Raw genomic sequence first — 20850 nt, forward strand, 5'->3', positions numbered from 1 at the left:
ATTTTCCTTTTTCGCCAGTTTTAAGACGGTATGCAGAGCAGGAAAATCCATAACCGTAGCCGCATTTTTCATAGTGAGATGAAAGCGATTACAAACTTGTGATTAACGTTTTATTTACTTTTTTGAAGTGTGATGTAACGCAATCCGTTACATAACGAATTGTCTATAGTTTTTTCGCGAACATCTTTTCACCAATAATAATTACCCCGACGAGGACAACCCTATGTGGAAACGCTTACTTGTAGTCTCTGCAGTCTCGGCAGCCATGTCGTCTATGGCGTTGGCCGCTCCATTAACCGTAGGATTTTCGCAGGTCGGATCGGAATCCGGCTGGCGTGCCGCAGAAACCAATGTGGCGAAAAGTGAGGCCGAAAAACGCGGAATTACGTTGAAAATTGCCGATGGTCAGCAAAAGCAGGAAAACCAGATTAAAGCGGTACGTTCCTTCGTTGCACAAGGGGTGGATGCGATCTTTATCGCTCCAGTGGTTGCGACGGGTTGGGAACCGGTATTAAAAGAGGCGAAAGATGCCGAAATCCCGGTCTTCTTGCTCGACCGTTCCATCGATGTGAAAGACAAATCTCTCTATATGACCACCGTTACTGCCGACAACATCCTCGAAGGTAAGTTGATCGGTGACTGGCTGGTAAAAGAAGTGAATGGCAAACCATGCAACGTGGTGGAGCTGCAGGGCACCGTTGGGGCCAGCGTCGCCATTGACCGCAAGAAAGGCTTTGCCGAAGCCATTAAGAATGCGCCAAATATCAAAATTATCCGCTCGCAGTCAGGTGACTTTACCCGCAGTAAAGGCAAAGAAGTCATGGAAAGCTTTATCAAAGCGGAAAACAACGGCAAAAACATCTGCATGGTTTACGCCCATAACGATGACATGGTGATTGGCGCAATTCAGGCAATTAAAGAAGCGGGCCTGAAACCGGGCAAAGATATCCTCACGGGTTCCATTGACGGTGTACCGGACATCTACAAAGCGATGATTGATGGCGAAGCGAACGCCAGTGTTGAACTGACGCCGAATATGGCGGGACCCGCTTTTGACGCGCTGGAGAAATACAAAAAAGACGGCACCATGCCTGAAAAGCTGACGTTAACCAAATCCACCCTTTACCTGCCTGATACCGCAAAAGAAGAGTTAGAGAAGAAGAAAAATATGGGGTATTGAGGGTTGCTATGCCTGATGCCGATTCGTAGGCCGGATAAGGCGCTCGCGCCGCATCCGGCGGTGGTGCGCTGAAGCCTGATGCGACGCTTACCGCGTCTTATCATGCCTACTGGGAGCACGCTTTACACCGGGGGAAACCATGACGACTAACCAACACCAGGAGATCCTCCGCACCGAAGGATTAAGTAAATTTTTCCCCGGCGTCAAAGCGTTAGACAACGTTGATTTCAGCCTGCGCCGTGGCGAAATCATGGCGCTGCTCGGTGAAAACGGGGCGGGAAAATCGACGCTAATCAAAGCATTAACCGGTGTATACCACGCCGATCGCGGCACCATCTGGCTGGAAGGCCAGGCTATCTCACCGAAAAATACCGCCCATGCACAACAACTCGGCATCGGAACCGTTTATCAGGAAGTCAACCTGCTACCCAATATGTCGGTCGCTGATAATCTATTCATAGGTCGCGAACCCAAACGTTTCGGCTTTCTACGCCGCAAAGAGATGGAAAAGCGTGCCACCGAACTGATGACATCTTACGGTTTCTCCCTCGACGTGCGTGAACCGCTTAACCGTTTTTCGGTGGCGATGCAGCAAATCGTCGCCATTTGCCGGGCTATCGATCTCTCCGCCAAAGTGCTGATCCTCGATGAACCCACCGCCAGCCTCGACACCCAGGAAGTAGAGTTACTGTTTGGCCTGATGCGTCAGTTGCGCGATCGCGGCGTCAGCCTGATCTTTGTCACTCACTTTCTCGATCAGGTCTATCAGGTCAGCGATCGGATCACCGTCTTACGCAACGGCAGTTTCGTAGGCTGTCGGGAAACGCGCGAGCTACCGCAGATCGAACTGGTAAAAATGATGCTGGGGCGCGAGCTGGATACCCACGCGCTACAGCGTGCCGGGCGAACATTGTTGAGCGACAAACCCGTTGCCGCGTTCAAAAATTACGGCAAAAAAGGAACGATCGCACCGTTTGATCTCGAAGTACGCCCCGGCGAGATCGTCGGCCTGGCAGGCTTGCTGGGATCCGGACGTACCGAAACCGCCGAAGTGATCTTCGGTATCAAACCTGCTGACAGCGGCACGGCGTTGATCAAAGGCAAACCGCAAACCCTGCGATCGCCACATCAGGCTTCAGTACTGGGCATCGGATTCTGCCCGGAAGACAGGAAAACCGATGGCATCATCGCTGCCGCCTCGGTGCGGGAAAATATCATCCTCGCTCTCCAGGCCCAGCGCGGCTGGCTACGACCCATTTCCCGCAAAGAGCAGCAAGAGATTGCCGAACGCTTTATCCGCCAGCTTGGCATTCGCACACCTTCAACTGAACAACCGATTGAATTTCTCTCTGGCGGCAATCAGCAAAAAGTGTTGCTTTCACGTTGGCTACTGACCCGACCGCAATTTCTGATCCTCGACGAGCCAACCCGCGGCATTGATGTTGGTGCCCACGCCGAGATCATCCGCCTGATTGAAACGCTGTGTGCTGACGGTCTGGCGCTGTTGGTGATCTCCTCCGAACTGGAAGAGCTGGTGGGCTATGCCGATCGGGTGATTATCATGCGCGATCGCAAACAGGTGGCGGAGATCCCGCTGGCAGAGCTTTCCGTTCCGGCGATCATGAACGCCATTGCGGCGTAAGGAGAACAGTGTGATGCCTCAATCTCTCCCGGACACTACGCCGCCGAAAAGGCGCTTTCGCTGGCCAACGGGAATGCCGCAGCTGGCGGCGCTATTGCTGGTGCTGCTGGTCGATAGCCTGGTAGCCCCGCATTTCTGGCAGGTGGTGCTTCAGGATGGGCGTTTGTTCGGTAGCCCTATCGACATTCTTAACCGTGCAGCTCCCGTTGCGTTACTGGCGATTGGTATGACGCTGGTGATCGCCACCGGTGGGATTGATCTCTCCGTAGGGGCGGTGATGGCTATCGCCGGAGCCACAACGGCTGCGATGACGGTCGCGGGATTCAGCCTGCCGATTGTTTTGTTAAGCGCCCTGGGCACCGGCATCCTGGCGGGATTGTGGAACGGCATACTGGTAGCGATCCTCAAAATTCAGCCGTTTGTCGCCACCCTGATCCTGATGGTCGCCGGGCGCGGCGTGGCGCAACTGATCACCGCCGGGCAGATCGTCACGTTTAACTCGCCGGATCTCTCATGGTTTGGCAGCGGATCGCTGTTGTTCCTGCCAACGCCGGTCATTATCGCGGTGCTGACGCTTCTCCTGTTCTGGCTGTTGACCCGCAAAACGGCGCTGGGGATGTTTATCGAAGCCGTTGGTATCAACATTCGGGCGGCAAAAAATGCCGGGGTAAACACGCGGATCATCGTCATGCTCACCTACGTGTTGAGCGGGCTGTGTGCGGCGATTGCGGGCATTATCGTGGCGGCGGATATTCGCGGTGCCGATGCCAATAACGCCGGGTTATGGCTGGAGCTGGACGCCATTCTTGCGGTGGTGATTGGCGGCGGATCGCTGATGGGCGGGCGCTTTAACCTGCTGCTCTCAGTCGTGGGGGCGCTGATTATTCAGGGGATGAACACCGGAATTTTACTTTCTGGCTTTCCGCCGGAGATGAACCAGGTCGTAAAAGCGGTGGTGGTGCTTTGTGTGCTGATTGTTCAGTCGCAACGCTTTATCAGTCTGATTAAAGGAGTACGTAGCCATGATAAAACGTAACTTGCCGCTGATGATCACCATCGGTGTCTTTGTGCTGGGCTATCTCTACTGCCTGACCCAGTTTCCCGGTTTTGCTTCCACAAGAGTGATCTGCAATATCCTGACCGATAACGCCTTTCTTGGGATAATCGCCGTTGGCATGACCTTTGTGATCCTCTCTGGCGGTATCGATCTCTCCGTCGGTTCGGTGATCGCCTTTACTGGCGTGTTTCTGGCAAAAGTGATTGGCGATTTCGGCCTCTCGCCGCTGCTGGCGTTTCCGCTAGTGCTGGTGATGGGCTGTGCCTTTGGCGCATTTATGGGGCTTTTGATCGACGCCCTGAAGATCCCGGCATTTATCATTACCCTGGCAGGAATGTTCTTTTTGCGCGGCGTCAGCTATCTCGTTTCAGAAGAGTCGATCCCGATAAACCATCCCATTTATGACACGCTCTCAAGCCTTGCGTGGAAAATCCCTGGCGGCGGTCGCTTAAGTGCGATGGGACTGCTGATGCTGGCGGTGGTGGTTATCGGCATATTCCTCGCGCATCGTACCCGTTTTGGTAATCAGGTATACGCCATTGGCGGCAACGCAACGTCGGCAAACCTGATGGGGATTTCTACCCGCAGCACCACTATTCGCATTTATATGCTCTCCACCGGACTGGCAACGCTGGCGGGGATTGTCTTCTCGATTTATACCCAGGCCGGATATGCGCTGGCGGGCGTAGGTGTGGAACTGGATGCTATCGCCTCAGTGGTAATTGGCGGTACGCTTTTGAGCGGTGGCGTTGGAACGGTATTAGGGACGCTTTTTGGCGTGGCGATTCAGGGGCTAATTCAGACTTATATCAACTTTGACGGTACGCTGAGTTCCTGGTGGACGAAAATCGCCATCGGCATTTTGCTGTTCATTTTTATTGCCTTACAGCGTGGATTAACGGTGCTGTGGGAGAATCGTCAGAGTTCGCCAGTGACAAGAGTCAATATTGCGCAGCGATAAAAACGCCTCTCCGTGTGGAGAGGCGCAGGAGATTACGCGTCCGGGAATTCACGGATAAAGCGTTCGACATCTTCAACCATATGGTCGTTGCCGACAAAGAACGAACGGCGCTGGTGCAGAGTTTCCGGGATGATATCCAGAATACGCTCTTTGCCATCGCTCGCTTTACCGCCCGCTTGTTCCGCCAGGAATGCCATCGGGTTGCACTCATACAGCAAACGCAGTTTGCCGTCCGGGTGGCTGGCGGTGCTTGGGTAGAGATAAATACCGCCTTTCAGCAGGTTACGGTGGAAATCCGCGACCAGTGAACCGATATAACGTGAGGTATACGGGCGGTTGGTGGATTTATCTTCTTCCTGGCAGAATTTAATGTACTTCTTCACCCCGTTCGGAAACTTAATGTAGTTTCCTTCGTTGATGGAGTAGGTTTTGCCTTTCTCCGGGAAGCGCATCCGTTCCTGGCACAGGCAGAAAACGCCCAGCGAAGGATCGTAAGTAAAGGCGTGAACACCGCATCCGGTGGTGTAAACCAGCATGGTAGAGGAGCCGTATACCACGTAACCTGCCGCAACCTGTTTGTTACCAGGCTGGAGGAAATCTTCTTCCGTTACCGGCGTGCCAACAGGCGTAACGCGGCGGTAGATGGAGAAAATGGTACCGACAGAGACGTTAACATCGATGTTGGACGAGCCATCCAGGGGGTCCATCAGCACCACGTATTTTGCGTGTTCACAGCCTTCAAAGACGACAATCTCATCTTCTTCTTCAGAGGCAATGCCCGCAACGATATCGCGTGCTTTCAGTGCGGCTTTCAGTTTTTCATTAGCGAACAAGTCGAGTTTCTGCTGAACCTCGCCCTGCACGTTCTCAGCACCGCTGGCACCCAGGATATCAACCAGTCCTGCTTTGTTGATATCGCGATGGATAATCTTGGCGCCCAGTTTTATTGCCGACAGCAAAGCAGTGAGCTCACCGGTAGCATGAGAAAACTCGTGCTGCTTTTCGACAATAAATTCACCTAACGTTTTCATAAAACTTTCCCTGCAATGTTTATGGAGTAAAGCGACCGCAACAATCTTAACAAATAATCTCAATGTTGCGCTCAGGTGAATCGCGCCAGCAAATTGCGGATTATCCTGAAATGCGTTTCTCACTTGCCCGACATATGCGTAAAATGAGCGGCAGATTAAAAAAGGATAGTGACGTATGCGCATTCATATTTTAGGAATTTGTGGCACATTTATGGGCGGTCTGGCGATGCTGGCGCGCCAGTTAGGCCATGAAGTAACGGGTTCGGACGCCAATGTGTATCCGCCGATGAGCACCTTACTTGAGAAGCAAGGCATTGAGCTGATTCAGGGTTACGATGCCAGCCAGCTCGATCCGCAGCCGGATCTGGTGATTATTGGCAACGCCATGACCCGTGGAAATCCGTGTGTGGAAGCGGTACTGGAAAAAAACATCCCTTATATGTCAGGTCCACAGTGGCTGCACGATTTTGTGCTGCGCGACCGCTGGGTGCTGGCCGTTGCCGGTACACACGGCAAAACTACCACCGCGGGAATGGCGACCTGGATTCTGGAACAGTGCGGTTACAAACCGGGATTTGTGATCGGCGGTGTGCCGGGGAACTTTGAGGTTTCGGCGCGTCTGGGCGAAAGCGACTTCTTTGTTATCGAAGCGGATGAGTATGACTGCGCCTTCTTCGACAAACGCTCTAAATTTGTCCATTACTGCCCGCGTACGCTGATCCTCAACAACCTTGAGTTCGATCACGCCGATATCTTTGACGACCTGAAAGCGATCCAGAAACAGTTCCACCATCTGGTGCGTATCGTTCCGGGGCAGGGCCGTATTATCTGGCCGGAAAATGACATCAACCTGAAACAGACCATGGCGATGGGCTGCTGGAGCGAGCAGGAGCTGGTGGGTGAGCAGGGTCACTGGCAGGCGAAAAAGCTGACCACTGACGCTTCTGAATGGGAAGTCTTGCTGGATGGCGAAAAAGTGGGCGAAGTGAAATGGTCGCTGGTGGGCGAACATAATATGCACAATGGCCTGATGGCGATTGCGGCGGCTCGCCATGTTGGTGTAGCGCCTGCAGATGCCGCTAACGCGCTGGGTTCGTTTATTAACGCTCGTCGCCGTCTGGAGTTGCGTGGTGAAGCGAATGGCGTGACGGTATATGACGATTTTGCCCATCACCCGACGGCAATTCTGGCAACGCTTGCGGCGCTGCGTGGCAAAGTTGGTGGTACGGCGCGCATTATTGCTGTGCTGGAGCCGCGCTCGAATACCATGAAAATGGGGATCTGCAAAGACGATCTGGCACCTTCATTAGGTCGTGCCGATGAAGTCTTCCTGCTGCAACCGGCGCATATTCCGTGGCAGGTGGCAGAAGTGGCAGAAGCCTGCGTTCAGCCTGCACACTGGAGTGGCGATGTGGATACGCTGGCAGATATGGTGGTGAAAACCGCTCAGCCTGGCGACCATATTCTGGTCATGAGCAACGGCGGTTTTGGTGGGATCCATCAGAAACTGCTGGATGGTCTGGCGAAGAAGGCGGAAGCTGCGCAGTAATTCGGCCTCAGCCTGAGATAGCATTGCCGGATAAGGCGTTTACGCCGCATCCGGCATTTGAGCATAGTGCCTGATGCGACGCTTGATGCGTCTTATCAGGCCTACAGGTGCACCGCATCCGGCAAACCATACTCACATCAACAACGAAAATTACCCTTCATTCTCCGCCAGTTCGCGCAGATACTGGAAAATCTGGCGTGCGGATTTCGGCGGCTTATTCCCTTCTTTCTCTTTCTTCGCGTTGCGGATCAGAGTACGCAGCTGCTGACGATCGGCATCGGGCCACAGATTTAATACCTCAGCGATGGCGTCATCACCTTGATCGATCAGACGATCGCGCAGGTTTTCCAGTTTATGGAACAGCACCACCTGCTGGTTGTGACGGTTTTTCAGCTTATCCAGCGCCTGACGGATCGGTTCTACATCGCGCTGGCGCAGCATCTTACCGATGAGCTGCAACTGGCGGCGGCGACCTTCCATCTTAATACGCTGGGCGAGCTCAATAGCCGCGCGCAGATCCGCATCTAACGGGATCTTATCCAGCGCGTTTTTCCCCAGATCAACAATTTCCGCGCCAAGGCGTTTTAGCTCCTCGGCATCACGTTTAATTTCACTTTTACTGACCCAGATAATTTCATCGTCTTCGTCTTCGATGTCATCACCGGGAACGTCGTCGAGCCAGTCTTCGGGCTGCTTAGTCATCTCAGGCTCCTTAAAAAAAGAGGCTAATGTTACCAGTTAAGATGCGCACTGAAAAACGGTTCTCTGTTAGACTTCAGAGAAACTCTCTACATTATGGCACTTGCAATGAAAGTAATCTCTCAAGTTGAAGCGCAGCGCAAGATTCTGGAAGAAGCAGTTTCCACTGCGCTGGAGTTGGCCTCAGGCAAATCGGACGGTGCGGAAGTTGCCGTCAGCAAGACCACCGGCATTAGCGTAAGCACGCGTTATGGTGAAGTGGAGAATGTTGAATTCAATAGCGATGGCGCGCTGGGGATCACTGTTTATCACCAGAACCGCAAAGGTAGCGCATCATCCACCGATTTAAGCCCGCAGGCCATTGCCCGTACTGTACAGGCGGCGCTGGATATTGCCCGTTATACCTCGCCAGATCCCTGTGCCGGCGTGGCAGACAAAGAGCTGCTGGCCTTTGACGCACCAGATCTCGACTTGTTCCACCCTGCGGAAGTTTCCCCGGATGAAGCCATTGAACTGGCGGCCCGCGCAGAACAGGCGGCATTGCAGGCGGACAAACGCATTACCAATACCGAAGGTGGCAGCTTTAACAGCCACTACGGTGTCAAAGTTTTTGGCAACAGCCACGGCATGTTGCAGGGTTACTGCTCAACGCGTCATTCGCTCTCCAGCTGTGTAATTGCCGAAGAAAATGGCGATATGGAGCGTGATTACGCCTACACCATTGGCCGCGCGATGAGCGATCTGCAAACGCCAGAGTGGGTCGGGGCCGACTGTGCTCGCCGTACTTTATCGCGCCTGTCACCGCGTAAACTCTCCACCATGAAAGCGCCAGTCATTTTTGCCAATGAAGTGGCAACCGGGCTTTTTGGCCATCTGGTGGGGGCGATAGCGGGTGGCTCGGTTTACCGTAAATCTACCTTTCTGCTGGATTCGCTGGGTAAACAAATTCTGCCGGACTGGCTGACCATTGAAGAGCATCCGCATCTGCTGAAAGGGCTGGCGTCGACGCCATTCGACAGCGAAGGTGTGCGCACCGAGCGTCGCGATATTATTAAAGATGGCATCCTGACTCAGTGGCTGCTGACCAGCTACTCGGCGCGGAAACTGGGGCTGAAAAGCACCGGACATGCGGGCGGTATTCACAACTGGCGGATTGCCGGACAAGGGCTAAGCTTCGAACAAATGCTCAAAGAGATGGGCACCGGGCTGGTGGTGACGGAGCTGATGGGCCAGGGCGTGAGTGCCATTACCGGTGATTATTCCCGTGGTGCAGCGGGCTTCTGGGTAGAGAATGGCGAAATTCAGTATCCCGTTAGTGAAATCACCATCGCAGGTAATTTAAAAGATATGTGGCGCAATATTGTCACCGTCGGTAACGATATTGAAACACGCAGTAATATACAGTGTGGTTCTGTGCTGTTGCCGGAGATGAAAATCGCCGGGCAGTAAAAAACTGGCGCGACCTGCCGCGCTATAAACTAAAAAATTACACAAAATCATTCGCACTGCATCGAGACGGAAAGTGAATGAGGGCCGGGGAGCGTACTCGCAGTACGTGACCCGGGCGAATGAGCGTAGCCGTCGATGAGGCAGTGTGAAGGATGAAGTGTAAATAAAAAAGGAAGTGAGCAATGCGTAAAAGCCTGTTAGCTATTCTTGCAGTCTCCTCGTTGGTATTCAGTTCTGCGTCGTTTGCCGCTGATCTTGAAGACAATATGGAAACCCTCAACGACAATTTAAAAGTGATCGAAAAAGCGGATAACGCGGCGCAAGTCAAAGACGCGTTAACGAAGATGCGCGCCGCAGCGCTGGATGCGCAAAAAGCAACGCCGCCGAAGCTCGAAGATAAATCACCGGACAGCCCGGAAATGAAAGATTTCCGCCACGGTTTCGACATTCTGGTCGGTCAGATTGACGACGCGCTGAAGCTGGCAAATGAAGGTAAAGTAAAAGAAGCGCAGGCTGCTGCAGAGCAACTGAAAACGACCCGCAACGCCTATCACCAGAAGTATCGTTAATTCCTCATTTCCCTGTTGCCTGCACTCAGGTAACAGGGAACTTATCATCGCAAATGATGCACCACCTGATTGCTGCTGCCGCGCCAGATCAGGGAAGGGTCTTTTAAATCCTGCACAAATTTGCCGTCGACCAGTACGTTAATCAAATCAACAACCTGCATTTGCGCAGCGTTGAGTTCGTCGAGTTTATAGCCTGTCCACACCCAGATGTCTTTACCCGGACACTCGGCGCGGATGCGTTTTACCAGTTTCAGAATATCCGGCACGTTTTGCGGATGCAGCGGATCGCCGCCGGAGAGGGAAATACCCTGGCGTTTGATACGAGTGTCATTCAGATCGTTAATAATCTGGTCTTCCATTGCTTTAGTAAATGTCTGACCGGAATTTACCCGCCATGTGCTTTTGTTATAGCAACCGGGGCATTCATGAACACACCCGGAGACAAACAGGGTGCAGCGAGTGCCGGGGCCGTTGACGATGTCGACAGGATAGTACTGATGATAATTCATTGTTTCGCCTGGCTTATCAGTCCGCGTATAGGATGCATCCGGTAATCAACGCCTGATGCGACGCTGTCGCGTCTTATCAGACCTACAATCGTTGTTGCCATGTAGGCCGGATAAGGCGTTTACGCCGCATCCGGCATTTGCTTAACGTAGAGTGAAGATTAACCTATCTGCCCATTCCCCAAATGTTTAACGCGGCGCTTAACTTCTTCCTGCTTACCGGCGTTAAATGGACGTGCATCCGGGCTACCTAAATATCCGCACACGCGGCGAGTCACCGACACACGGGAGGCGTCATGGTTACCACATTTCGGGCAAGTGAAGCCTTTGCTGGTGCACTCGAACTCACCGGTAAAGCCACACTCGTAGCACTCATCAATCGGTGTATTGGTGCCGTAATACGGTACATGCTGATAGCTGTAATCCCAGACATCTTCCAGCGCCTTCAGGTTGTGCTGAATGTTTGGATACTCGCCGTAGCAAATGAAACCACCGTTCGCCAGCGGCGGGTAAGGCGCTTCAAAGTCGATCTTGTCGTACGGGTTCACCTTCTTCTCCACATCGAGGTGGAAACTGTTGGTGTAGTAACCTTTATCGGTCACGCCCGGCACCACGCCAAACTCAGCAGTATCGAGACGGCAGAAGCGGTCGCACAGGTTTTCACTCGGCGTGCTGTAGAGACTGAAACCATAACCCGTTTCTTCTTTCCACTGATCCACTGCCTGGCGCAGACGTTCAACAATGGCGATACCTTTCGCGCGAAGCTGCTCGTTGTCGTAAACATGCTCGCCGCCGAACAGCGCGTTAATGGTTTCGTGGATGCCGATGTAACCCAGCGAAATAGACGCACGACCGTTTTTGAAGATTTCAGAAACATCATCGTCAGCATTCAGACGTACGCCACAAGCACCTTCCATATAGAGGATCGGGGCCACGCGCGCTTTCACGCCTTCGAGACGAGCGATACGGGTCATCAGCGCCTTACGTGCCAGCACCAGACGTTCATCCAGCAGCTTCCAGAAGGTGGCTTCATCGCCTTTTGCTTCCAGAGCAATACGCGGCAGGTTCAGGCTGATCACGCCGAGGTTGTTACGACCATCGTGGATCTGCTCGCCGTTTTCATTTTCCCACACGCCGAGGAAGCTGCGGCAGCCCATCGGGGTTTTAAACGAACCGGTGACTTTCACTACCTGATCGTAGTTCAGGATATCCGGATACATGCGCTTGCTTGCGCACTCCAGCGCCAGCTGTTTGATGTCGTAGTTCGGATCGCCTTTTTTATGGTTCAGACCATCGCGAATCGCAAACACCAGTTTCGGGAACACCGCAGTTTTACGGTTTTTACCGAGGCCTGCGATACGGTTACGCAGGATCGATTCCTGAATCAGGCGCGATTCCCAGCTGGTGCCCAGACCAAAACCAAAGGTTACAAACGGCGTCTGACCGTTGGCGGTGTGCAGGGTGTTTACTTCGTACTCCAGCGACTGGAAGGCATCGTAGCACTCTTTGATGGTACGAGAGTTTGCGTAGCCTTCGGCGTCCGGGATGTTCCACTCTTCTGCGGTCTTGCGATGTTTGTTGTAGCTGGCGGTAACAAACGGCGCCAGCACTTCATCGATACGGTTAATGGTGGTGCCGCCATAAATATGGCTGGCGACCTGAGCAATAATCTGCGCAGTTACCGCGGTTGCCGTAGAGATCGACTTCGGCGGTTCAATCTCGGCGTTCCCCATCTTAAAGCCCTGGGTCAGCATGCCTTTCAGGTCGATCAACATGCAGTTGAACATCGGGAAGAACGGCGAGTAATCGAGATCGTGATAGTGAATATCGCCACGCTCATGTGCCTGCACCACGTCACGCGGCAGCAGGTGCTGACGTGCATAGTGTTTAGCCACGATCCCGGCCAGCAGGTCGCGCTGGGTTGGAATCACCTTGCTGTCTTTGTTGGCGTTTTCGTTGAGTAACGAGGCGTTGGTCTGCTCGACCAGACCACGGATCTCCTGGTTCAGGCGACCGCGTTTTTCACGTTCAATGTCGCGATCGTGACGGTACTCGATGTAAGCACGAGCCAGTTGTTTGTATGGACCCGACATCAGCTGGTTTTCAACTGCGGTCTGGATCTCGTTGATATCCACCTGGTTGCGGCCCTGCATCTGCTCGCTGACAACCGCGGCAACAGTGGCGCAATAATCGGCATCATCGACTTCCGCTGCTTTAGCTGCACGCAGAATCGCTTCTTTGATGCGCTCTGATTTAAACGGCACTTTGCAGCCGTCTCGTTTCATCACATGCGGTGTCATGATCGCTCCATATTTTTAAGAACAGGTTATCCACAGAAATTGGGAAAGGCGTTTTCCGGTTTTTTCGTTTCGTTTTCCGGTGCTTTCCGCAATCGCCATCCGCTTATCCACAACGCCGCACCTTTTTCGTGGGGAGCTGTAGTAGCAATTATAGTCGATTAATACAACATATTGGGTTGGGACGCATTTTAAAGTCTATATATAGTGCTTTGCATCAAGGATGTTTGAACTTTTTTTGATGTAGCTCAAAGTAAAAAGCAGAGCGTACGGATGACGGGCGCTACAGCGTTATGTAAATTTTTTAATGAATTTGCTGGTTGAAAAATCAACAAAAACAACATGCTGACAGACAAAACCCCGGAATGACAGGCATTCCCGGGGCTTAGCGGATACTTACTTCTGTAACCACCAGACAGCCTCAAAAGGCCGTAAAGTCATGGCACAGGGTTGTGGTGAGGCTTCTTCGTAGTTATGCATCACAAGCTGCCAGTTGCCGCGCATTTGCCCTGGCTGCCAGGGTTGGATCTCACGGCTAAGGTTGGCAATGACCAGCAAGGTTTGCCCCTTCCATTCACGGCGATAGCACCACAATACAGGGCTGTTTGGCAGCAGATCCTGGTAATTGCCCCATGTCAGGATGGCTTCTTGCTTACGCAGTGCGATTAACTTTTGGTAGGTGTAAAACACCGAGGAGTCATCGGCCAGCGCGGCTTCTACGTTGATTTGTTGATAGTTATCGCCCAGGCCAATCCACGGTTCGCCAGCCGTAAACCCGGCATTATCGCCGTTGCTCCATTGCATGGGCGTGCGGCTGTTGTCACGGGATTTACTGGCGAGGATTGCCAATAACTCGTCGGCATCACGACCATCGTTGCGCAGCTCGGCAAACATATTGAGGCTCTCCACGTCGCGATAGTCAGTAATGCGCGTGAAATGCGGGTTGGTCATGCCAATCTCTTCGCCCTGGTAGATATACGGCGTTCCCTGCATGCCATGCAGCACCATCGCCAGCATTTTTGCCGCAGGCACGCGGTATTCACCTTCATCACCAAAGCGAGAAATAATGCGCGGCTGATCGTGGTTACACCAGAACAAGGCATTCCATGCCACGTTGTGCATTCCTTGTTGCCAGTGGCGGAACAATGTTTTCAACGCCACAAAGTCAGGTTTAGCCAGCGTCCATTTTTCACCACCGGGATAATCGACCTTCAGGTGATGAAAATTAAAGGTCATCGACAATTCACTGCCTGTCAGTGCCGCGTATCGCTGGCAATGCTCAAGGCTGGTGGAGGACATTTCACCTACGGTCATTAACCCGCGTGGCGTAAACACATCGCGGTTCATCTCGTGCAAAAACTCGTGTGCTCGTGGCCCGTCGGTGTAAAAGCGACGCCCGTCGCCATCCAGGTCTTCAGGGAAACGCGGGTCTTTGGAGATCAGATTCACCACATCCAGGCGCAACCCGTCGACCCCACGATCGGCCCAGAATTCACAGACTTTTTTCAGCTCTGCGCGTACCGCTGGATTCTCCCAGTTGAGATCCGCCTGTTCTGGTGCAAAGAGATGCAAATAGTACTGTTCGCTTTCCGCATGCCAGCGCCACGCACTACCGCCAAATTTTGAACGCCAGTTGTTCGGTGGCGTTTCTGGTTCGCCATCGCGCCAGATATAAAACTGGCGGTAAGGGCTTTCTTTGTTCAGCGCCTCGCGAAACCAGGCATGTTGGGTAGAGGTATGGTTAAACACCATATCGAGAATGATACGAATCCCGCGCGATTTTGCCTGCGTCACCAGTTCGTCAAAATCGTCCAGCGTGCCGTAGGTGGGATCAATCGCCGTATAGTTCGCTACGTCGTAACCGTTATCGACCTGGGGAGAGATATAAAAGGGGGTTAGCCAGATGGCATCAACGCCCAGTTTATGCAGATAGTCCAGGCGTTGGATAACGCCACGTAAATCGCCGGTGCCGCTACCCGTGGTGTCCTGAAAACTCTTTGGATAAATCTGGTAGATAACGCCGTTTTGCCACCAGTGGGGAAGATTAGTCATTACGTTATTCCTGCAAATGCGAGGGGGCGCAATTGCGCCCCGAAGAAAATTAAACAATATCCAGCGTGCCCAGGCGGTATTTCCGCTGATAGATAAACGAGGTGAGTACAATCGGGATGATGATGGCGATAACCATTGCCAGCGCAAATACCTGCCAGTAGCTCGGTTGAATCGAGAGAATTCCCGGCAGGCCGCCTACGCCGATACCATTCGCCATAACGCCGTTCAGGCCGCATAGTAATCCTGCCAGACCAGAACCAATCATCGCGCACAGCATCGGGAAGCGATATTTCAGGTTGATGCCGTACATTGCAGGCTCAGTGACCCCAAGCCAGGCGGAGATAGCGGCAGGCACGGAGATCTCGCGTTCATTGTGCTTGCGGCTGGAAATGATAATGCCTATCACGGCGGAGCCCTGAGCGATATTCGACAGCGCAATCAGCGGCCACACTGGCGTGCCACCCATGCTTTGAATCATCTGCAAATCAATAGCAAGGGTGGTCTGGTGTACGCCGGTGATCACCAGCGGCGCGTACAGGAAGCCAAACAATGCCGCACCAATCGGAGCAAAGCTGCCGGTCATCAGGTGACGTACCGCAAAGGCAACGCCATCGCCAATCATGCGACCAAACGGACCAATCAGCGCATGGGCGAGGAACACCGCGAGGATCAGCGAACAGACGGGCACCACCACCAGATAGAGGTAATCCGGTACGATGCGTTTAAGGCGAGTTTCAATAACGCCCAGCGCCAGCCCGGCTAACAGTGCCGGGATCACCTGCGCCTGATAGCCCACTTTGGCGATGCTGAACATGCCAAAGTCCCACACTTCCGGCAGCTGCTGCCCGAGCAGATAAGCGTTCATCAGCTGGGGGGAAACCAGTGTCACGCCAAGCACGATACCAAGGATCGGCGTGCCGCCCATTTTTTTCACCGCTGACCAGCAAATCCCGACCGGCAGGTAGAAGAAGATCGCTTCACCGATCAACCACAGAAAATCGTAGATCGTTTGCAGGGAAGGGTACATTTGCGCCAGCGTTTGACCGTTGCTCATGGGCAAATCGCCGATCACATTGCGAAAACCGAGGATCAAACCGCCGCTAATCAACGCGGGCAGCAACGGGAAGAAGATCTCCGCGAAATGAGAGATCAACTGCTCATGCCATTTCATATTCTGCCGGGCGGCTTTTTTTACCTGCTCTTTATCAACCTGCGCCTGTCCGGTTGACGCTATTAGTGCTTGATAGTAATCACCCACATTGGTGCCAATCACCACCTGAAATTGCCCGGCATTGGTGAAACAGCCTTTCACCATGGGGAGTTGCTCAATTTCTTTCGGTCTGGCATTGGCCGGTTGGTTGAGGACAAAGCGCAGGCGAGTAATACAGTGGCTCACTGTCGCAATATTGCCGCGCCCGCCGACCAGTTCAATCAACCGATCGATATCCGTTTGGTTTATTTTGCTCATCATAAAGCCCCATGGCAGATGACATTTTTGGTTGGCTGCAGAATATATTGCGCGGAAAAATTTAAAAACGGGAACGTTCCCGAAACACAGCGAAGATCACAATTTATCGTTCAGGAAACGATCAGGACAGGGTGGCGGGGATGATGATTTGTTGCGGTTCGCTGCGCCCGGTTACCTGTGCGATCAATTGGCAGGCCGCCTGGCGTCCAGCTTCGGCGTAACCGGGATCTACGGTGACGATCTCCGGATGAAGGAATTTCATTAATGGCGTATTACCGACGCTCGCCAGTTGCAAGGTGTCGATGCGTTGCTCTTGCAGGTATTTACTTGCGCCAAGTGCCAGCGTGTCGGTTGCGCACAGTAAGGCGGTAGTTTCAGGCGTAATCACTTTTGCTACGTTCTCATAGCCTTGCTTCATAGCAAGGCCTGGCAGAGCGGCAACGGGATTCAGTTTATGCGCTTTGCAGAACGCCAGGTAGGCTTCGTGACGTCGCTTCCCGGTCGTCACGTCACTATGCGGCACGCCGAGATAACTGATATTACGATGCCCCTGGTCATACAGCCGTTGCATCAGGATCTTGATTGCCCCTTCGTCGTCATAACAGACCGAAGCAAAACCTTTTGCGTCACGCGCCAGCAGAACCAGCGATGACTGCCAGTGGGCTAACATTTCTTCTGTTATGCCAGTAAAACCGAACAGCACTACGCCGTCGATATTACGCCGTTTCAGCACCCCCAAATGTTCGGCAACTAATTGCGGGGAAAACTGACTTTCCATCATGATTGGGTCGTAACCTTGTTCATAGAACGCTGGCAGCATGGTTTGAACGGCGAGATTTTCTGACAACGAATCCAGGCGGGTAACAATGATGGCGACCACTTTATCGCTTTGCCCACGCATAGCGCGCGCAGAGCGGGAAGGGGAAAATCCATGCTGATTCATCACTGCTTCAACACGCTCGCGGGTGCGCTGGCTCACGCCGCTTTCGTTATTCAGCACCCGGGAAACTGTAGATTTCCCCACGCCGCTTAAGCGTGCGATGTCTTTGATGGTCAGCCGATTTTGCATCCTGTTGTCCTGTAACGTGTTGTTTAATTATTTGAGCCTAACTTTACCCGTGCATTCAGCAATGGGTAAAGTCTGGTTTATCGTTGGTTTAGTTGCCAGCAGGTATTATATCGCCATAGATGCTACGAATATTATTGGATTCTCCTTATTATTTGCGGCGCTTTTTTCACTTACCGGAGGTTATATGGAACCTGATCCCACGCCTCTCCCTCGACGGAGATTAAAACTTTTCCGGTAAGCCCGTCTTTTCACGGCGTTACCGGATGCGTAAGGCCGTGACGTTTTAACGTCCCTGCTCAGCTTTATTACCTTCAGGTAAGGCTTCGCCACGCCTGAAGACATTTCTGTACTGTTTCAGACAGTGCGGAGGGACTCCTTATGTTTAAAGAAATTTTTACCCGGCTCATTCGCCATTTACCTTCCCGTCTGGTTCATCGCGATCCATTGCCTGGCGCGCAGCAGACAGTGAATACGGCGGTCCCGCCGTCCTTAAGTGCGCATTGCCTGAAAATGGCGGTGATGCCCGAAGAAGAATTATGGAAAACGTTCGACACCCATCCGGAAGGGTTAAATCAGGCGGAAGTGGAATCTGCCCGCGAACAACATGGTGAAAATAAATTACCCGCACAACAACCGTCGCCGTGGTGGGTACATTTATGGGTCTGCTATCGCAACCCCTTTAATATTTTACTCACCATTCTCGGCGCTATTTCTTACGCCACGGAAGATTTATTTGCCGCGGGCGTTATCGCGCTAATGGTCGCTATTTCTACGTTGCTGAACTTTATTCAGGAAGCACGTTCCACTAAAGCGGCAGATGCCCTGAAAGCGATGGTCAGCAATACAGCGACGGTTCTGCGCGTAATTAACGACAAAGGCGAAAATGGCTGGCTGGAGATCCCGATCGACCAGCTGGTGCCCGGCGATATAATAAAACTGGCGGCGGGGGATATGATCCCGGCAGATTTACGTATCTTGCAGGCGCGGGATCTGTTCGTCGCTCAGGCGTCGTTAACCGGTGAGTCTCTGCCCGTAGAAAAAGCCGCTACCACTCGCCAGCCGGAGCACAGCAATCCGCTGGAGTGTGACACCCTGTGTTTTATGGGCACCACCGTGGTGAGCGGCACGGCACAAGCAATGGTGATTGCTACAGGTGCCAATACCTGGTTTGGTCAACTGGCGGGGCGTGTTAGTGAGCAGGAAAGCGAGCCGAATGCCTTTCAGCAAGGGATCAGCCGCGTCAGTATGCTGCTGATTCGCTTTATGCTGGTGATGGCTCCGGTGGTGCTGTTAATCAATGGTTACACCAAAGGCGACTGGTGGGAAGCGGCACTGTTTGCGCTTTCGGTCGCGGTAGGCTTAACGCCGGAAATGTTGCCGATGATTGTTACCTCGACGCTGGCGCGCGGCGCAGTAAAGCTGTCGAAACAGAAAGTGATCGTCAAACATCTGGATGCTATTCAGAACTTTGGCGCAATGGATATTCTGTGCACTGATAAAACTGGCACCCTGACACAGGACAAAATTGTGCTGGAGAATCATACCGATATCTCCGGTAAAACCAGCGAACGCGTGCTGCATAGCGCGTGGTTGAACAGTCATTATCAGACCGGACTTAAAAACCTGCTCGATACAGCGGTGCTCGAAGGTACGGATGAAGAGTCAGCGCGCTCGCTGGCCAGTCGTTGGCAAAAAATTGATGAGATTCCGTTTGATTTCGAGCGTCGCCGGATGTCGGTGGTAGTGGCAGAAAATACCGAGCACCATCAGCTGGTTTGCAAAGGTGCATTGCAGGAAATCCTCAATGTGTGTTCGCAGGTGCGTCACAATGGCGAGATTGTGCCGCTCGATGACATCATGCTGCGTAAGATTAAGCGGGTTACTGATACGCTTAATCGTCAGGGGCTGCGCGTGGTTGCGGTGGCGACGAAATACCTGCCAGCGCGTGAAGGAGATTACCAGCGGGCGGATGAATCCGACCTGATCCTCGAAGGATATATTGCTTTCCTTGATCCGCCAAAAGAGACAACCGCTCCGGCACTGAAGGCATTAAAAGCGAGTGGAATCACCGTAAAAATCCTTACTGGCGACAGTGAGTTAGTTGCAGCGAAAGTGTGCCATGAAGTGGGGCTGGACGCGGGAGAGGTGGTCATTGGTAGTGATATTGAAACGCTATCTGACGACGAACTGGCAAATCTCGCACAGCGCACCACGCTGTTTGCCCGCCTGACGCCGATGCATAAAGAACGCATTGTGACCTTACTGAAGCGCGAAGGGCATGTGGTTGGCTTTATGGGCGATGGTATTAATGATGCGCCCGCCTTACGCGCTGCGGATATCGGCATTTCTGTGGACGGCGCGGTAGATATTGCCCGTGAAGCGGCTGATATCATCCTGCTGGAAAAAAGCCTGATGGTGCTGGAAGAGGGGGTTATTGAAGGACGTCGCACTTTCGCCAACATGCTGAAATACATCAAAATGACGGCGAGCTCCAACTTCGGTAATGTGTTCAGCGTGCTGGTGGCGAGTGCTTTCTTGCCCTTCCTGCCGATGTTGCCGTTACACTTGCTTATTCAGAACCTGCTGTATGATGTGTCACAGGTGGCGATCCCGTTTGATAACGTCGACGACGAGCAAATTCAAAAGCCGCAGCGTTGGAATCCGGCGGATCTGGGGCGCTTTATGATCTTCTTCGGACCGATCAGCTCGATCTTCGATATTCTGACGTTTTGCCTGATGTGGTGGGTATTCCATGCCAACACGCCGGAAACGCAAACGCTGTTCCAGTCGGGATGGTTTGTGGTGGGCTTACTGTCGCAAACGCTGATTGTGCATATGATCCGCACCCGCCGTGTGCCGTTTATTCAGAGCTGTGCATCGTGGCCGTTAATGATCATGACCGTGATCGTGATGATTGTCGGGATCGCATTGCCGTTTTCACCGCTGGCCAGTTATCTGCAACTGCAGGCGCTGCCGTTAAGCTATTTCCCGTGGCTGGTTGCGATTCTGGCAGGGTATATGACATTAACCCAGTTGGTGAAAGGATTTTATAGCCGTCGTTACGGCTGGCAATAAAGAATCAACTGGGCATGGTGGCCTGGATTCGAATTGCAGACAAAGTGAGTTTTGTTCATGCCGGATGCGGCGTAAATGCCTTATCCGGCCAACAAATTCAATAAATTGCAGGAATCACGTAGATACTGTTATGGCCTGCAAGTTTTTTCCTGGTCCGGTTTCCCGGATTGCAGGCATGCCAGACACAGCGCCGTCAGGCGCTGTTTTTTTCATCCCTTCCGCGATTTTTACGCCGCTACCGGATTA

General features: G+C 52.8%; 16 protein-coding genes. 9 read left to right on the forward strand and 7 right to left on the reverse strand.

Annotated elements, in window-relative coordinates; genetic code table 11:
* Positions 1 to 223 precede the first annotated feature (223 nt).
* The 4 genes from ytfQ (at position 224) to yjfF (ending at position 4840) form a co-directional block, all read left to right on the forward strand.
* Entirely contained in the window at positions 224 to 1180 is a 957-nt protein-coding gene (ytfQ, locus tag E0D98_RS05550; RefSeq protein WP_000265933.1) for a galactofuranose ABC transporter substrate-binding protein YtfQ, read from the forward strand.
* A gap of 139 nt (positions 1181 to 1319) precedes the next feature.
* A complete protein-coding gene (gene ytfR, locus E0D98_RS05555) occupies positions 1320 to 2822 on the forward strand; it encodes a galactofuranose ABC transporter, ATP-binding protein YtfR (RefSeq protein WP_000210553.1) in 1503 nt (500 codons plus the stop codon).
* A gap of 13 nt (positions 2823 to 2835) precedes the next feature.
* Positions 2836 to 3858 (forward strand): galactofuranose ABC transporter, ATP-binding protein YtfT, encoded by a 1023-nt coding sequence (gene ytfT, locus E0D98_RS05560; RefSeq protein ID WP_001296689.1) that lies wholly within the window; start codon positions 2836 to 2838, stop codon positions 3856 to 3858.
* A complete protein-coding gene (gene yjfF, locus E0D98_RS05565; RefSeq protein ID WP_000596015.1) occupies positions 3845 to 4840 on the forward strand; it encodes a galactofuranose ABC transporter, permease protein YjfF in 996 nt (331 codons plus the stop codon). Before ytfT ends, yjfF begins: the two co-directional genes overlap by 14 nt.
* A gap of 32 nt (positions 4841 to 4872) precedes the next feature.
* On the opposite strand, the gene fbp is transcribed toward yjfF, so the two are convergent.
* On the reverse strand, positions 4873 to 5871 hold the full coding sequence (gene fbp / locus E0D98_RS05570) for a class 1 fructose-bisphosphatase (RefSeq protein ID WP_000853753.1): 999 nt from the start codon (positions 5869 to 5871) through the stop codon (positions 4873 to 4875).
* 175 nt (positions 5872 to 6046) lie between these two features.
* Here fbp and mpl point away from each other — a divergent pair, with 175 nt between their 5' ends.
* Entirely contained in the window at positions 6047 to 7420 is a 1374-nt protein-coding gene (gene mpl, locus E0D98_RS05575) for a UDP-N-acetylmuramate:L-alanyl-gamma-D-glutamyl-meso-diaminopimelate ligase (RefSeq protein ID WP_001219792.1), read from the forward strand.
* A 150-nt stretch (positions 7421 to 7570) separates the two neighbouring features.
* On the opposite strand, the gene yjgA is transcribed toward mpl, so the two are convergent.
* On the reverse strand, positions 7571 to 8122 hold the full coding sequence (gene yjgA, locus E0D98_RS05580; protein WP_000166270.1) for a ribosome biogenesis factor YjgA: 552 nt from the start codon (positions 8120 to 8122) through the stop codon (positions 7571 to 7573).
* A gap of 93 nt (positions 8123 to 8215) precedes the next feature.
* On the opposite strand from yjgA, the gene pmbA reads away from it, so the two are divergent.
* Positions 8216 to 9568 (forward strand): metalloprotease PmbA, encoded by a 1353-nt coding sequence (pmbA, locus tag E0D98_RS05585; RefSeq protein WP_001162171.1) that lies wholly within the window; start codon positions 8216 to 8218, stop codon positions 9566 to 9568.
* 182 nt (positions 9569 to 9750) lie between these two features.
* Positions 9751 to 10137, forward strand: a complete 387-nt coding sequence (gene cybC / locus E0D98_RS05590; protein WP_001232240.1) for a cytochrome b562 — start codon at positions 9751 to 9753, stop codon at positions 10135 to 10137.
* A 44-nt stretch (positions 10138 to 10181) separates the two neighbouring features.
* Here cybC and nrdG read toward each other — a convergent pair whose 3' ends face one another.
* From nrdG to treR, 5 genes are all read right to left on the reverse strand, one after another.
* The gene (gene nrdG, locus E0D98_RS05595) at positions 10182 to 10646 is read right to left on the reverse strand and encodes an anaerobic ribonucleoside-triphosphate reductase-activating protein (RefSeq protein ID WP_001106238.1); all 465 of its coding nucleotides are present in this window, start codon (positions 10644 to 10646) and stop codon (positions 10182 to 10184) included.
* 158 nt (positions 10647 to 10804) lie between these two features.
* Complete coding sequence (gene nrdD / locus E0D98_RS05600; protein ID WP_000187778.1) at positions 10805 to 12943, reverse strand: anaerobic ribonucleoside-triphosphate reductase; 2139 nt, start codon at positions 12941 to 12943, stop codon at positions 10805 to 10807.
* A 393-nt stretch (positions 12944 to 13336) separates the two neighbouring features.
* Positions 13337 to 14992, reverse strand: a complete 1656-nt coding sequence (gene treC, locus E0D98_RS05605) for an alpha,alpha-phosphotrehalase (protein WP_001298928.1) — start codon at positions 14990 to 14992, stop codon at positions 13337 to 13339.
* A gap of 49 nt (positions 14993 to 15041) precedes the next feature.
* A complete protein-coding gene (gene treB, locus E0D98_RS05610) occupies positions 15042 to 16463 on the reverse strand; it encodes a PTS trehalose transporter subunit IIBC (RefSeq protein ID WP_001297258.1) in 1422 nt (473 codons plus the stop codon).
* A 118-nt stretch (positions 16464 to 16581) separates the two neighbouring features.
* Entirely contained in the window at positions 16582 to 17529 is a 948-nt protein-coding gene (treR, locus tag E0D98_RS05615; protein ID WP_001181332.1) for a trehalose operon repressor TreR, read from the reverse strand.
* Positions 17530 to 17713: 184 nt separating this feature from the next.
* Between treR and mgtL the strand changes: the two genes are divergently transcribed.
* Complete coding sequence (gene mgtL, locus E0D98_RS05620) at positions 17714 to 17767, forward strand: mgtA regulatory leader peptide MgtL (protein ID WP_001387276.1); 54 nt, start codon at positions 17714 to 17716, stop codon at positions 17765 to 17767.
* A gap of 140 nt (positions 17768 to 17907) precedes the next feature.
* Positions 17908 to 20604, forward strand: a complete 2697-nt coding sequence (gene mgtA, locus E0D98_RS05625; protein ID WP_000471866.1) for a magnesium-translocating P-type ATPase — start codon at positions 17908 to 17910, stop codon at positions 20602 to 20604.
* Positions 20605 to 20850 lie beyond the last annotated feature (246 nt).

It is taken from the genome of Escherichia sp. KCJ4928, assembly GCF_004352695.1.
Taxonomy (GTDB): domain Bacteria; phylum Pseudomonadota; class Gammaproteobacteria; order Enterobacterales; family Enterobacteriaceae; genus ECMA0423.

What these genes read in the sequence shown, in the direction of transcription:
- ytfQ (WP_000265933.1), top strand. Translation starts at nt 224, where the DNA reads ATGTGGAAACGCTTACTTGTAGTCTCTGCAGTCTCGGCAGCCATGTCG.
- ytfR (WP_000210553.1), top strand. Translation starts at nt 1,320, where the DNA reads ATGACGACTAACCAACACCAGGAGATCCTCCGCACCGAAGGATTAAGT.
- ytfT (WP_001296689.1), top strand. Translation starts at nt 2,836, where the DNA reads ATGCCTCAATCTCTCCCGGACACTACGCCGCCGAAAAGGCGCTTTCGC.
- yjfF (WP_000596015.1), top strand. Translation starts at nt 3,845, where the DNA reads ATGATAAAACGTAACTTGCCGCTGATGATCACCATCGGTGTCTTTGTG.
- fbp (WP_000853753.1), bottom strand. Translation starts at nt 5,871, where the DNA reads ATGAAAACGTTAGGTGAATTTATTGTCGAAAAGCAGCACGAGTTTTCT.
- mpl (WP_001219792.1), top strand. Translation starts at nt 6,047, where the DNA reads ATGCGCATTCATATTTTAGGAATTTGTGGCACATTTATGGGCGGTCTG.
- yjgA (WP_000166270.1), bottom strand. Translation starts at nt 8,122, where the DNA reads ATGACTAAGCAGCCCGAAGACTGGCTCGACGACGTTCCCGGTGATGAC.
- pmbA (WP_001162171.1), top strand. Translation starts at nt 8,216, where the DNA reads ATGGCACTTGCAATGAAAGTAATCTCTCAAGTTGAAGCGCAGCGCAAG.
- cybC (WP_001232240.1), top strand. Translation starts at nt 9,751, where the DNA reads ATGCGTAAAAGCCTGTTAGCTATTCTTGCAGTCTCCTCGTTGGTATTC.
- nrdG (WP_001106238.1), bottom strand. Translation starts at nt 10,646, where the DNA reads ATGAATTATCATCAGTACTATCCTGTCGACATCGTCAACGGCCCCGGC.
- nrdD (WP_000187778.1), bottom strand. Translation starts at nt 12,943, where the DNA reads ATGACACCGCATGTGATGAAACGAGACGGCTGCAAAGTGCCGTTTAAA.
- treC (WP_001298928.1), bottom strand. Translation starts at nt 14,992, where the DNA reads ATGACTAATCTTCCCCACTGGTGGCAAAACGGCGTTATCTACCAGATT.
- treB (WP_001297258.1), bottom strand. Translation starts at nt 16,463, where the DNA reads ATGATGAGCAAAATAAACCAAACGGATATCGATCGGTTGATTGAACTG.
- treR (WP_001181332.1), bottom strand. Translation starts at nt 17,529, where the DNA reads ATGCAAAATCGGCTGACCATCAAAGACATCGCACGCTTAAGCGGCGTG.
- mgtA (WP_000471866.1), top strand. Translation starts at nt 17,908, where the DNA reads ATGTTTAAAGAAATTTTTACCCGGCTCATTCGCCATTTACCTTCCCGT.